The sequence below is a fragment of the Cellulosimicrobium sp. 72-3 genome, from assembly GCF_013127315.1.
Taxonomy (GTDB): domain Bacteria; phylum Actinomycetota; class Actinomycetes; order Actinomycetales; family Cellulomonadaceae; genus Cellulosimicrobium; species Cellulosimicrobium funkei.
Genome location: NZ_CP053419.1, coordinates 420262 through 433299 on the forward strand (window position 1 = coordinate 420262; position 13038 = coordinate 433299).

13 protein-coding genes are annotated in these 13038 nt (G+C 75.5%); 5 read left to right on the top strand and 8 right to left on the bottom strand.

Going from position 1 to position 13038, the window contains the following annotated elements:
- Positions 1–37: 37 nt before the first annotated feature.
- Positions 38–307: an HPr family phosphocarrier protein gene (locus HKK73_RS01930; protein ID WP_034650738.1), complete on the bottom strand. Its 270-nt coding sequence runs from the start codon at positions 305–307 to the stop codon at positions 38–40.
- Between the two features lie 154 nt (positions 308–461).
- Here HKK73_RS01930 and HKK73_RS01935 point away from each other — a divergent pair, with 154 nt between their 5' ends.
- Positions 462–1415, top strand: coding sequence for a sugar phosphate isomerase/epimerase (locus HKK73_RS01935; RefSeq protein ID WP_081600354.1), 954 nt, complete (start codon positions 462–464; stop codon positions 1413–1415).
- A 10-nt stretch (positions 1416–1425) separates the two neighbouring features.
- Here HKK73_RS01935 and HKK73_RS01940 read toward each other — a convergent pair whose 3' ends face one another.
- Together HKK73_RS01940 and HKK73_RS01945 are read right to left on the bottom strand one after the other, a co-directional pair.
- The gene (locus tag HKK73_RS01940) at positions 1426–2790 is read right to left on the bottom strand and encodes a hypothetical protein (protein ID WP_157446518.1); all 1365 of its coding nucleotides are present in this window, start codon (positions 2788–2790) and stop codon (positions 1426–1428) included.
- Positions 2787–3359: a SigE family RNA polymerase sigma factor gene (locus tag HKK73_RS01945; protein WP_171467322.1), complete on the bottom strand. Its 573-nt coding sequence runs from the start codon at positions 3357–3359 to the stop codon at positions 2787–2789. The genes HKK73_RS01940 and HKK73_RS01945 overlap by 4 nt, the downstream gene beginning before the upstream one ends.
- Positions 3360–3559: 200 nt before the next feature.
- Here HKK73_RS01945 and HKK73_RS01950 point away from each other — a divergent pair, with 200 nt between their 5' ends.
- The 3 genes from HKK73_RS01950 to HKK73_RS01960 are packed head-to-tail and all read left to right on the top strand — an operon-like array spanning position 3560 to position 6459.
- Positions 3560–4888 (top strand): MFS transporter, encoded by a 1329-nt coding sequence (locus tag HKK73_RS01950; RefSeq protein WP_253705747.1) that lies wholly within the window; start codon positions 3560–3562, stop codon positions 4886–4888.
- Between the two features lie 42 nt (positions 4889–4930).
- Positions 4931–5596 carry a pentapeptide repeat-containing protein gene (locus HKK73_RS01955; RefSeq protein ID WP_085386722.1) on the top strand — a complete coding sequence of 222 codons (666 nt, stop codon included), beginning with the start codon at positions 4931–4933 and terminating at the stop codon, positions 5594–5596.
- Complete coding sequence (locus HKK73_RS01960; protein ID WP_171467324.1) at positions 5596–6459, top strand: carbohydrate kinase family protein; 864 nt, start codon at positions 5596–5598, stop codon at positions 6457–6459. Before HKK73_RS01955 ends, HKK73_RS01960 begins: the two co-directional genes overlap by 1 nt.
- 44 nt (positions 6460–6503) lie before the next feature.
- On the opposite strand, the gene HKK73_RS01965 is transcribed toward HKK73_RS01960, so the two are convergent.
- Both HKK73_RS01965 and HKK73_RS01970 read right to left on the bottom strand, forming a co-directional pair.
- Positions 6504–7247: a response regulator transcription factor gene (locus HKK73_RS01965; RefSeq protein ID WP_061267000.1), complete on the bottom strand. Its 744-nt coding sequence runs from the start codon at positions 7245–7247 to the stop codon at positions 6504–6506.
- Positions 7244–8620, bottom strand: a complete 1377-nt coding sequence (locus HKK73_RS01970; protein ID WP_171467325.1) for a sensor histidine kinase — start codon at positions 8618–8620, stop codon at positions 7244–7246. The genes HKK73_RS01965 and HKK73_RS01970 overlap by 4 nt, the downstream gene beginning before the upstream one ends.
- A gap of 171 nt (positions 8621–8791) precedes the next feature.
- Between HKK73_RS01970 and HKK73_RS01975 the strand changes: the two genes are divergently transcribed.
- Positions 8792–9688: a GAP family protein gene (locus HKK73_RS01975; RefSeq protein WP_076403802.1), complete on the top strand. Its 897-nt coding sequence runs from the start codon at positions 8792–8794 to the stop codon at positions 9686–9688.
- A 94-nt stretch (positions 9689–9782) separates the two neighbouring features.
- Here HKK73_RS01975 and HKK73_RS01980 read toward each other — a convergent pair whose 3' ends face one another.
- The 3 genes from HKK73_RS01980 to HKK73_RS01990 all read right to left on the bottom strand — a co-directional run bounded on the left by HKK73_RS01980 (position 9783) and on the right by HKK73_RS01990 (position 13008).
- Positions 9783–11252, bottom strand: coding sequence for a flotillin family protein (locus HKK73_RS01980; protein WP_034652746.1), 1470 nt, complete (start codon positions 11250–11252; stop codon positions 9783–9785).
- A gap of 120 nt (positions 11253–11372) precedes the next feature.
- Positions 11373–11843 (bottom strand): NfeD family protein, encoded by a 471-nt coding sequence (locus tag HKK73_RS01985; protein WP_021482495.1) that lies wholly within the window; start codon positions 11841–11843, stop codon positions 11373–11375.
- 145 nt (positions 11844–11988) lie between these two features.
- Positions 11989–13008: a phosphotransferase family protein gene (locus HKK73_RS01990; RefSeq protein ID WP_171467326.1), complete on the bottom strand. Its 1020-nt coding sequence runs from the start codon at positions 13006–13008 to the stop codon at positions 11989–11991.
- Positions 13009–13038: the final 30 nt, after the last annotated feature.

The following is a 13038-nucleotide window of genomic DNA, read 5'->3' on the forward strand; positions in this document are numbered from 1 at the left end:
CGTGCCCGGCCCTGCGACGACGGGGCCGGGCACGGCGTCAGGCGACCTCGGTCTGCTCCAGGAAGGCGACGAGCGCGTCGATCGACGCGCTCGCGTCGTCGCCGTCGGCGTCGGTCGAGAGCACGACCTCGTCCCCGGCCGAGACGCCGAGCGTCATGACCCCGAGGATGCTCGCCGCCTCGACGGCGTCGCCGCCGGGCTTGGCGATGCGCACGGGCGCGGGCTGGGCGGCGGCGGTCTTGACGAAGAGCGCGGCCGGGCGGGCATGCAGGCCCTCGGTGATCGCGACGACGACGGCACGGTCCATGGTGTTCCTCCGGCAGACAAGTGGTCTGGACCAGTGCATCCTAGGCGATCCGGCCCGGAAAGGGGAGGGTCGGAAGCCCTCCGCGCGGCGCGGCGTCGTCGGCGCCGGCCGCCCGCTGGTGTGGGCCACAGCGGACGGGTCTAGGGTGACCGGCATGTCAGACGCGACGACGCCGCGAGAGGCCCCCCGGTCACCGGGGGAGCAGCCGCGCATCCACGTCACGCTGTCCACGGCGAGCGTCTACCCGCGCAAGGCCCAGTACGCCTTCGAGGCGGCGGCCGACCTCGGGTACGACGGCGTCGAGGTCATGGTGTGGTCCGACGAGACGACGCAGGACGCCGCGGCGCTGCGCCGGCTCTCCGCCGAGCACGACGTGCCGATCCGCAGCATCCACGCGCCCACGCTCCTCGTGAGCCAGCGGGTGTGGGGACGGTCGCCCGGACCCAAGCTGCGGCGCAGCGTCGAGCTGGCGCAGGAGGTCGGGGCGAGCACCGTCGTCGTGCACCCGCCGTTCCGCTGGCAGTACCGGTACGCGCGCGAGTTCGAGGACCTCGTCGGCGAGCTCGACGAGACCGAGGGCGTCACCATCGCGGTCGAGAACATGTACCCGTGGCGCAGCCGCAAGCGCGAGATGCAGGCGTACCTGCCCGGCTGGGACCCGTCCGAGCACGGCTACGAGCACGTCACGCTCGACCTGTCGCACGCCGCCGTCGCGCAGCAGGACGCGCTCGCGCTGCTCGACGTGTTCGACGGCCGCCTCGCGCACGTGCACCTCGCGGACGGGTCGTCGTCCATCACGGACGAGCACCTCGTCCCCGGGCGCGGCGACCAGCCGTGCGACCTCGTCCTCGCCGAGCTCGTGCGCCGCGGCTGGGAGGGGGACGTCGTCGTCGAGATCTCGACGCGGCGCGCCCGCACCGCGGCCGAGCGGCGCGAGGACCTCGCCGCCTCGCTGTTCTTCGCGCGCACCTACCTCACGCCCGGGCCGCACCCCGGGTACTCGCCGCCGCCCGGACCTCCGCACCGCCACGTCGACGCGTGGGGCGAGGCGGAGGCGCGCGAGATCGCGGCGGCGGAGGACGCCGCGGGCAGCGCCGGCACCGGCTGACGGCGGAGCGTCAGAACCGTAGCGAGCCGAGGATCCCGCGCAGCGTCTCGAGCCCCGCGTCGTCACCGGGCAGCGAGATCATCAGCATGAGGTTCTCTCCGCCGTCCGCGCCGTGGACCCGGACGTCCGCGCTGAGCTCCGACATCCCGTCGTCCGCCCAGAACGGCCCCTGGGACAGGAGCAGCTCGGCGAAGTCGGCGCCCGGGACCTCGATCCGCTGCCCGTGCCACCCCTCGCCGGAGTAGTCGAACGCGCGCGCCCCGGAGCCGCCTCGCTGCACGAACATGTTCCAGTGCACGTCGGGGGACGAGCCGTCCTGGATGGGCCCGGGGTTCGTGGCGAACGGGCCCGTCCACTCCACCCCGGGACCGTAGTTGCCCTCGACGTCGGCGACGGTCCATCCCGGCGGCACGGCGTAGGAGAGGGTGCCCGTCGTGGCCGTCTGCCACCCGGCGGGCGTGCCCGTGGTGAGCGGGCCGATCTCCGGGTACGTGTACGTCGGGCTGAACCACTCCGGCGCGCCCTCGGCCTCGAACCACAGGTTGCCGAGGAAGTTGCGGGCGAGCTCGTCGCCCACGGCGTCGTCCGTGAAGTCGAGGCGGATCGTCCAGCCCGTTCCCCCGTACCGGACCCGGGCCTCCCAGCGGGCGAGGTCCGGGTCGTCGGACGGGCCCCGCGTCACCACGACGAAGTCCGAGCCGGGGACCTCGACCGTCCAGGCCCCGGAGTCCCGGGCCGGCACCACCCACGACGCGGCCCCGGGATCGACGTCGATGCTCACCGTGGCGCCGGAGTCGACCATGGGCGGCGGGACCGCGTCCGCGGGGATCTCCGACCCCTGGAGGGCCCAGTGCTCCGGGCCCTTCCAGCGGACCGACGCGGGCTCGCCGAACGCCTCGCCCTCGACCTCCCACCCCCCGGGGGGCAGCGTGTACGTGAGCCCGCCCTGCACGGTGTAGTCCCCGTGGTGCGTGCCGACGACGCCGTGCTCGACACCCGGCAGCGCCGGAAGCTCGCCGTCGCCCACCGGCAGGTAGCGTGCGGGCTCCTGCGGCGGCGCCGCGGGAGCGGGGGCCGGTCCCTCCGACGCCGGTGCGGTGGTCCGCGCGGGGGCCGCCGCGAGGGCGGGCGCCGGCGCCGACCCGCGGGACAGTGCCCCGGGGAGGATCGCCGCGACCGCGACCAGCGCCGCCACGGCGACGGCCGACCCGCTCGCGGCGACCACGCGCCGTCGTGCCCGCACGCGCCGGACCGCGCGGTGCGCCAGAGCGTCCGGGTCCAGCGTGGGCGGCACCTCGACGGCGGTCTGCGCGGCGCGCACCCGCTCCACGAGGTCCTCGTCGTCCGGGGTCCTGCGTTCCGGCCTCGTGCTCATCGCTCGATCTCCGTCCCGTGCTCGGGTGCGATCAGGGTGCGCAGGCGGGCCAGGGCCCGGGACCCGGTCGACTTCACGGTGCCGACCGCGATCCCGAGCTCCGCGGCGGTCTCGGCCTCGGACCGGTCGAGGACGTAGCGCAGCAGGACGACCCGCCGCTGCTTGACGGGGAGGGCGAGCAGGGCCCGCACGACCCGGTCCCGGTCCTCGATCCCGGACGAGTCGCCCGTCGCCGGGACCTCGAGACCCACGAGCGTGTCGTGCTCCACGGAGACCTCCCTCCGGGTGCGCCGCCACGAGTCGATGCGAGCCGTCATCACGACGCGCCGCGCGTAGGCGAACGGCTGCCCGTCGCCCACGCGCGTCCACGCGCGGAACGTGCGCTCGAGCGCGAGCTGCACCAGGTCGTGCGCCCGGTGGGCGTCCCCGCACAGCAGGTACGCGTACCGGTACAGGTCGGCGGAGCTCGTCCGGGCGAACTCGGTGAAGCGCTCCTCGGCGGTCAGGCCGACGCGCACGACCTGCACCTCGGGCGCGCCGCCCCACCGCTCGGTCGCGACGTCCGTCATCGCCGACCGCCCCCCTGCTGCGGTCGGCACCTCGGCCGACGTCGGTTCCTCACGACTGCTAGACGCAGCGGAGGGTGCCACGGGTTCCACCTTTCTCCGGGAGCTCGCAGGGATCGCCCAGGATGCCACCGTCGACGCCCGGGGCGGTCGCGCGCCCGGTCTGCCCGCGCGGCCGGCCGGCTGACGTAGGCTCGGCGGTCGTGGCTCGAGTCAACGGTCTTCTCGCCGACACGACCCCGCTGCGCATCTCCCCGCCGTTCCGCCGCCTGTGGTGGGGGCTCGGGATCTCCAACCTCGGCTCGCAGCTCACGGTCGTCGCCGTCGGCCTGCAGGTGTACGCGCTCACGGGCTCGTCGCTCGCGGTCGGCGTGCTCGGCCTCTGCGCGCTCGTGCCGCTCGTGGTGCTCGGGCTCTACGGCGGCGCGCTCGTCGACGCGTACGACCGCCGCAAGGTCGCGCTCGCGGCCTCGACGGCGCTGTGGGTGGTCACCGCCCTCATCGCCGTCCAGGCGTGGCTGCACCTGAACTCCGTCGGCGTGCTCTACGCGCTCGTCGCGGCGCAGTCCGCCGCGTTCGCGATCAACAACCCCGCGCGCTCCGCGATCATCCCTCGCCTCGTCGAGCCGCGGCTCCTGCCCGCGGCGAACGCGCTCCAGACGATCGCGTGGAACGTCGCGCTCACCGTCGGTCCCCTGGGGGGCGCGTTCCTCGTCGCGCTGTGGGGCTACCAGGTCGCGTACACGATCGACGCCGTCCTGTTCACGGCCGCGCTGTGGGCCGTGTGGCGGCTCCCCGACATCCCGCCGCTGCCCGCCGGGCCCGGCGCCCCGGCCGTAGCCGCCGCCCCCGCAGGGCGTCGGCGCCGCGTCGTGGGGTGGCGGTCCGTCGTCGACGGCCTGCGGTACCTCGCGACCCAGCCCAACGTCCGCACGACGTTCCTCGTCGACCTCGCCGCGATGGTGCTCGCCTCGCCGCGCGTGCTCCTGCCCGCCGCCGGCGTCGTGTTCCTCGGGGGCGGCGAGGCGACGACGGGCGTCCTCACCGCGGCGTTCGCCGTCGGGGCGGTGCTCGCGGGCGTGTTCTCCGGCGGCCTGTCGCGCGTGCGGTGGCAGGGCCGCGTCATCGTGTGGGCGATCACGGCCTACGGGCTGTCGATCGGGCTGTTCGGCGTCGTGCTCCTCGGCGTGGGCGCGACGACCCCGACGACCGTCCTCGTGGGCGGCGTCGTCGCGGCGAGCGTCGCGCTGGCGCTTGCGGGCGCGTCCGACGCCGTGAGCGCGGTGTTCCGCCAGACGATCCTCCAGACCGCGACGCCCGACGACATGCGCGGCCGTCTCCAGGGCGTGTTCATCGTCGTCGTCGCGGGCGGGCCCCGCCTCGGCGAGCTCGTGCTCGGCGCGCAGGCCACCTGGGTGGGGGAGGCGTGGGCCGCCGTCGCGGGCGGTGTCGCGTGCGTCGTCGTGCTGTGGCTCGTCGTGCGGGCCCAGCGCCGGTTCTGGCGCTACGACGCCCTGCACCCGGAGCCCTGAGCCGCTCCTCGCCGCGTGGGCGGCCCGGCCTAGGCTCGGGGCGTGCCCCCGAAGAAGCCGACGACCGAACCACCTGCGATCGACCCGGTCGTCCTGGACGACCTCCAGCCCGGTGACGCCTACGACCTCGAGGCGGAGGCCGACCTCGAGGGGTTCGAGATCACGGACCTCCGTCTCGACCGGCTCGACCTGCACGGCGCGACCGTGTTCTCCACGCGGCTCGACCAGGTGCGCGCCGACGAGGCCGACCTGGGCGCGGTGACGCTCACGGAGGTCGTGCTGGGGCGCCTCGACGTCCCGGTGGTGCGCGGGACGCGCGGCCGGTGGCGCGAGGTCGAGGTGCGGGGCGCGCGCCTCGGGTCCGCCGAGCTCTACGAGTCGTCGTGGGCCGGGGTGCGGTTCGTCGGCTGCAAGCTCGGGTTCGTCAACCTGCGGGGCGCGTCGCTGCGCGACGTGGTGTTCACCGACTGCACGATCGAGGAGCTCGACCTCGTCGCGTCCGACGCGCTGCGCGTCGCGCTCGAGGGCACGCGCGTGCGCCGGCTCGACGTGCAGGGCGCCACGCTCGCCCACGTGGACCTGCGTGGCGCCGAGATCGACGAGCTCGGCGGCATCGAGTCGCTGCGCGGATCGACCATCGACTCGATGCAGCTCGCCCGCCTAGCCGCGACGTTCGCCCACAGCCTCGGCATCACGGTGACGGACTGATGGCGGCCCCGCAGGCCGAGGTCCTCGTGGCCGGGCCGGCGTCGTGGAACCTCCTCGTCCAGCTCGACGAGCTGCCCGCCCCCACGCCGCACACCGTGTTCGCGCGGTCGCACCGGCACACGGTCGGCGGCACGTCCGCGGGCAAGGCGCTCAACCTCGCGCGCCTCGGCCGGTCGGTGCTCCTGCGCACCGTGCTCGGGACGGACGACGACGGCGCGCGCGTCCGGTCCGTGCTCGAGGGCGCGGGCGTGCGGGTGCTCGCGGAGCCGTCGCCCGACGGCCGCACCGAGAGCCACCTCAACCTCATGGACGACGACGGCGGCCGGGTCTCGGTCTACCTGCGCGCACCGGGCGAGGTCCCGGCCCAGGGCGAGGCGTGGGACGCCACGGTCGCCGCGCTCGACGCGGCGCGGGCCGTCGTCGTCGACCTCGCGGTGCCCGCCCTCCCTGTGCTCGACCTCGCCGTGGCCCGCGGTCGCGACGTCTGGGTCGACCTGCACGACTACGACGGCGAGTCCGCGTTCCACCGGCCCTGGGTCGACGCGGGCACGCACGTGTTCCTCAGCGGGGACCGGCTCGACGACTGGCGCGGCTTCATGACCGCCCGGGTCGCGGCGGGCGCGCACCTGGTGGTCTGCACGCACGGCTCGCGCGGCGCGGTCGCGCTCACGCCGGAGGGCGGATTCGTCGAGGTCCCGGCACAGCCCGTGCCGCACGTCGTCGACACGAACGGCGCCGGCGACGGCTTCTTCGCCGGGTTCCTCGACGCTCACCTGCGCGGTGCGGGCGTCGAGGAGGCGATGCGGGCGGGCGCCCGGCACGCCGCCCTCGTCGTGCAGAGCCCGGACCTCGCCCCGGCCTGACCTCGGCCTCGGTCGCGTGGTCGGCGGTCGGGTGCAGGGGGCGGTCAGGCGAGGCCGGAGTCCCGCGCGACGATCGCCGCCTGCATGCGGGTCGCGACGCCCAGCTTCGCGAGTACGCGCGAGACGTGCGTCTTGGCCGTGGCCTCGGTGATGTAGAGGTCGGTCGCGATGCCCTGGTTGGACAGGCCCCGGCCGAGCGCCGCGAGCACGTCGACCTCGCGCGGCGTGAGGTCGGCGAGCCGCGGGTCGGGCCGGTCGTCGACGACGCCCCCGCCGCCCGACGCCGCGGGGTCCCCGGGACCGTCCGCGCCGCCCGGGCGCGATCCCGAGTGGGGCCGGGGGGCGGCGTCGGGCACGGGGTCGCGCGCGAACGCGGCGAGGAGCCGGCGGGTGACCTCGGGTGCGAGGACGCCGTCTCCGTCGGCGACGCGCCGCACGGCGTCGATGAGCGCGGCGGGCTCGGCGGACTTGAGCAGGAACCCCGCGGCCCCGGCGCGCAGCGCCCCGTCCACGTACTCGTCGAGGTCGAACGTCGTGAGCACGAGGACCTCGGCGAGGCGCTCGCCGGTGATGACGCGTGTCGCCTCGATGCCGTCGACGCCCGGCATCCGCAGGTCCATGAGCACGACGTCGGGCCGGAGCGCCCGGGCGTTCGTGACCGCGGCGGTGCCGTCCGCGGCCTCGCCGACCACCTCGACGTCGGGCGCGGCGTCGAGCAGGAGGCGCAGGCCCGCCCGGATGGCGGCGTGGTCGTCGGCGAGGAGCACCCGGACCGGTCGTCGCGTCACGCGTCCTGCCTCTCGACGGGCAGCCCGGCCACGGGGATCTCGGCGCGCACGGACCACCCGCCCGCGGGCAGCGGGCCGGCGCTGCACGTGCCGCCGAGACCGTCGGCGCGCTCACGCATCGTGAGCAGGCCGGTGCCGGCGCTCAGCGGTGCCTCGACCGTCCCGGAGCCGGGGGCGCCGTCGTCGCGCACCTCCAGCACGACGGCCGCCCCGTGCCGGGAGAGCTCGACGACGACCGGGGCGGCGGGCGCGTGCTTGAGCGCGTTCGTCACGGCCTCCTGCGCGATGCGGAACAGCGCCTGGTCCGCCGCCGCGGGCAGGGGCGACGCGGCGACACCGTCCGGGTCGTGGAGCGTGACGGTCGTCGTCGCGCGTGCGGCGGCGAGGAGCGTGTCGAGTCCGGCGAGGCGGCCGGGGGCGACGACGGCGTCGGACGCACCGCCGTCCTCGCGTCGCCCCTCCGTGCGCAGCAGCAGGATCATGGACCGCATCTCGTCGAGCGACGCGACGGCGCTCGCGCGCACCTGCTCGAGCGCGGCGCGGTCCTTCGCGGCGTCGGGCGGGAGGACGAGCGCGGCGCCGGAGTGGATGGCGATGGTCGACAGGTGCGACGCGATGACGTCGTGCAGGTCGCGCGCCATCGCGGCCCGCTCCGCACGGACGGCCTCGTGCCGGTCGAGCTGCGCGATGCGCTCGAGGTCGCTCGCGCGCTGGCGCTCGAGGTCCGCCGTGCGGGCCGACGCCTCGGCCTCGCGCGCGGCGAGGTCGGCGCGCTCGCTCGCGACCTCGGCGAGCTCGCTCGTGGTGCGCACGTTGGTGGCCCACCACATCGGGACCAGGAGCAGGGCGCTGAGCTGGAGCCCCATGTAGACGAACTCCCGCACGTCCCGCGTGGCCTCGCCCGCCCCGACGGCGCCCACCGCCACGACCGTCGCCGCGACGCCCCAGAGCCACGCGCGCGCCCGGGGCCGCGACCAGAGGGCCGCGGCGTAGAGCAGGTCCCAGAGGACGAGCATGAGGGCGAGGCTCCCGCCCCACCGCAGGTCGACGGCGGTGACGACGACCCCGCCGAGGAGCGCGAGGATCGGGTGCGCGCGCTTGACGAGGATGAGGAGGCACCCGACGCCGAGCAGCGCGGCCCGCCACCAGGCGTGCGGGGGCTCGACGACGAACGACGCGCGGACGATGCCGACGAGCCCGACCTCGAGCAGCACCCACCCGAGGGCGAACGTCGTCACGGCGGAGAACAGGTCGTTGCGCCGGTCCTCGATGCGCCACACGCCGCGCAGGGAACCGGCCGCCGCGCGCCAGCGCTCGGTGCGCCCGGGCGCGGCCGCGCGCGCGTCCTGCGTCCCTTCGTCGTGCGTGCTCACGCCCCCATCCCAGCACAGCCCGTCGGGCGACGGATCGGTCGAACGGTGTACGACGCCCGCGCCCGCTCCCCGGATCCGCGCCCACCTCGCGCCTCCGCGGCCCCGCGGTGCGGCGCACGGGTCGGTCGTTCGCCGGACGACGCGCGCGCGCCCGGACGGGAGGCTCGGGCCATGGACCTCCCCCTCGACCTCGACGCCGTCGGCGGTCCGGGCCTCGGCCTGGCCGCGATGGCCGGCGTGCTCGTCGTGCTGGCGCTCATCGACTCCACGAGCTTCGGCACGCTGCTCATCCCCGTGTGGCTCCTGCTCGCGCCCGGGCGGCTGCGCGCGGGGCGCGTGCTCGTGTACCTCGGCACGGTGGCGGGGTTCTACCTCGCCGTCGGGATCGTCGTGCTGCTCGGCGCGGGCGCGTTCCTCGACCGGTTCGGCGACGCGCTCGACACACGCGCCGCCGCGATCGTGCAGCTGCTCCTGGGCATCGGGCTGTTCGCGCTGAGCTTCCGTTTCGACAGCAAGCGCGCGGCGCGCAAGGCCGCGCAGTCCGACGCCGCCCCGTCCGCCGCCGGCCGGCCCGACGCCGTGGGGCCCAGCCCGTGGACCGGTGCCGGTGCCGGGACCGCCGGGCCAGGGGCGCCGTCGGCGCCCCCGCGTCCGGGGAGGCTCTCGCGGTGGCGCGAGCGTGCGCTCGGGATCGAGGCGGACGCCGTCGGGACCGGGGTGGTCCGGACGCGCTCGTCGGTGCTGCCGCTCATGGGGCTGGCCCTCGGTGCCGTCGCGATCGAGGTAGGGACGATGCTGCCGTACCTCGCCGCGATCGGGATCGTCACGACGTCCGACGTCGGCTGGCCCGGGAACGCTGCGATCCTCGCCGCGTACTGCGTCGTCATGGTCGCGCCCGCGCTCCTGCTGCTGCTCGGCCGGCTCGTCGCGGCGCGTGCGGTCGACCCGGTGCTGCACCGTCTCGACCGGTGGCTCACGAAGAACGCGACGGACATGACGGGCTGGGTGCTCGGGGCGCTCGGCGTGCTGCTCGCGCTCAACGCGTTCGGGCGCCTCGGCTGGGCCTGACCGGCCCCGGTTCTGCCGGCCGGCTCGCCGACCACGCGGCTGTGGCCCGCCCGGAGGTCCGGACGGGCCACGGCCGCATGCTCGGCGGGGTGGGTCAGTGCGACGTGCCGTTGGTGGGCGCGTCCCCCGAGCCCGCGAGCTGCGTGCCCGCGAGGTTGGCGATGAGCTGGTTGATGTCGACGCCGGTGAGCTGCTTGATGACGCCCTGGCCCTCGCCCAGGACGGACGCGACGTTCTTCGTGAGCGCGGACGCGCCGTCGGTCGAGACGACGGTCATGCCCTGGATGTTGCCGATCGGCTCGGCCGCGGCCCGCACGATCTCGGGCAGGCGCTCGATGAGCTCCTGGACGAGCGCCGCCTCGCCGTACTTCTGCAGCGCGTCGGCCTTGGCGTCGGTCGCCGCCGCCTCGGCGCGACCCTCGGCCTCGATCGCTGCTGCGCGGGCCTCGCCCTCGGCCCGGATACCGGCCGCGAGGGCGACCTGGCGGTCGCGCTCGGCCTCACCGGCACGACGCACGGCCTGCGCGGACGCCTCGGCGTCCTGGATGGCCGCGGTCTTGTTCGCCTCGGCGATGACGGTGCGCTTGTACGCGTCGGCCTCGGTGGCGGCGTTCGCGGCGTCACGACGCGCGTTGGCCTCCTGGACCTCCGCGTACGCCTTGGCCTCGGCGGGCTTGCGGACCTCGATGTCGAGGCGCTCCTGCGTCACGCGCGCCTGCTCGGCGAGCGCCTCGCGCTCCTGCTGCGCGACGAGGCGGTCCTGCTCGGCGCGCGCGAGCTGGCCCGCGGCCTCGGCCTCGGCGTTGGCGCGGTCGGTGTCGGCCTTGATCGCGGCGCGCTTGAGGTCGAGGGCCTTCTGGCGCTCGGCGATCTGCTCGGCCGCCTCGATGACGGCGAACTCCGAGGCGCGCTGCGCCTCGGCCTCGGAGACCTCGGCGACCTGGCGGGCGCGAGCCGACTCGGCGCGCCCGAGGTTCGCGAGGTAGTCCGACCCCGGCGTCGAGATGTCGGAGATGTTGAGCAGGTCGACCTGGAGGCCCTGCTCCGAGAGGTCGGCCTTCGTGGACTCGACCACGCGGTCGGACAGGCCCTTGCGGTCGGAGATGATCTGCTCGATCGTCATGTCGCCGACGATGGAGCGCAGCGAGCCCTCGAGGGACTCCTTGATGATCTCGGTGAGCGTGCCCTGCTGGGAGAGGAAGCGCTGGGCCGCGCGGCGCACGCCCTCCTCGTCGCCCCGCACCTTGAAGTTGATCGACGCCTTGATGGCGATCTTGATGCGGTTCTTGTCCACGCCCTCGACCGTGATGCCGATCTGGCGCTGCTCGAGCGAGATGGAGAAGCCCTGCTGGAGGATCGGCCAGACGAACGTGCGGCCGCCGACGACGACCTTCTGCCCGCTGCCCCCGGCCTCCTTGCGGCCCGCGCCGCGGCCCACGATGACCAGGGCCTCGTTCGGCGGGACGCGGCGGATGCGCTTGCTGATGAAGATGACCACCGCGAAGAACGCGATGACCAGGGCGACGATCGCCAGGGTCGTGATGAGGTTCGTGTCGTCGAACATGGTCCGCGCCGGGGCGCGTCTCCTTCCGTGGGTGCGGGCAGGTCAGGACGTGCGGCAGTCGTGCGGGTGCGCAGCACCCACGGGACGACGCGCGGGGCGTCGTGGTCGGTCCGTCGGACCTCAGTCGTTGGGGTAGTGCCGCTGGACGCGCACGCGGCTCCCGGACTGCTCGAGCACGACGACGCGCGCGCCCTCCGGGATCGGTTCGTCGGACCACGCGAGGCGGCGCTCGAGCTCGTGCGCCGCGTCGAGCGAGACCTCGCCGCGCGCGGGGTCGATCGCGGTGGTCGCGGTGCCCTGGACGCCCACGAGGGACACGGGGACGCCGTCCTCCGACGCGCGCAGGTTCTTGACCAGCAGCTGGACGAGGACCATGACGACGAGCGCCACGACGAGGGACCCGACGTACGCGAGCCAGGTCGGCAGGTCGTTGGAGGCCACGATCACGCCGACGGCGCCGAACACCACGCCACCGACGCCGAGCGTCGTCCCGGACACCGCGCCGTCACCCAGGTCGACGATCTCGCCGACGAGCAGCGAGAGGAGCAGGAGGGCGAGTCCGGCGATGCCGATGACGATGAACGCGATCATGCGAGGTCCCCTCGGACGGGTGGCCACGGCGCGCGAGTGGCGTGTGGAGTTGTCGTGAACGTACGCACACCTTACCGTGACCCGACCATGCCGTGGGGCGATCCGGGGGTACGTCACATGGGGAGCACTCCCCACGCGGGAGTCCTCAGGCGCCCAGCTCGTCCAGCATCCGCAGCAGGTTGGCGCGGGCCGTGCCGGCGTACCCCTCGACCCAGTCGCCCTCGTACCCTCGCGGCACCACCTCGACGGCGAGGAGGCACGACAGGTAGGTGCGGTACAGGCGCAGGCGCGTCCACGCGGCGGGGTCGCCGCCGCCGGGCGTGCCGTCGCCGAGGCCCAGGTCACCGCCCTCGGCGACGTAGCCCGCGAGGAGGTCCGCGTCGACGGGGCCGGACCCGAGCTGGTCGGCCCCCGCGAGCTCGAACAGCGGGTCGCCCCAGAGCGACCGCTCGGCGTCGAGCACGCCGACGATCCGCGGGGCGTCCGGCGCGAGCAGCACGTTCCCCGGCCACAGGTCAGCGTGCACGAGCCGCGGGACCTCGACGCGGGCGAGCACGTCGCGGTGCCGCGCGACGGCGTCGCGCACCCGGTCCGCCGGAAGGTCGACGCCCCAGGCGAGCGCGTCGTCGAGCACGGCGTCGACCATGCGCGCGACCGCGTCGGGCCAGCTCGCCGCCGCGAGGTCCGACGCGGGGGCCGGGTAGCCGAACCGGTCGCCCGCGATCCGGTGCAGCCGCGCCATGAACGACCCGAGCCCGCGGCGGACGGCGGCGGACTCCGCCGCGTCGGCCTCGCGCGCGCTCCACAGGGTCCCGTCGAGGAACGTCACGACGAGCGCGTCGCCGTCCACGTGCTCGCGCGTGAGGTCGGTGTGCAGCACCTGCGGGACGGGCAGGCCTGCGGCGTGGGCGGCCCGGTAGGCCGCCTCCTCGGTGCCGGGGATGCCGTGCTCGTAGCGCAGGAGCCGGGACGTGTCGGCGCCCGTGACCTTGACGACGACGCGGCCCGGGACGTCGTCGGGCGCCGTGCCCGGCCGCGGGGCGAGGTCGACCGCGAAGACGCTCGCGAACATCCCGCCGCTCAGCGGCTCGGACCGCAGCGCCTCGCCGAGCGGCGCCACGAGCGCCGCGAGCTGGTCGTCCGTGACCGTCGTCCTGGTGAGCACGCGGCGATGCTACCGGCCGGGCCAGCGGCG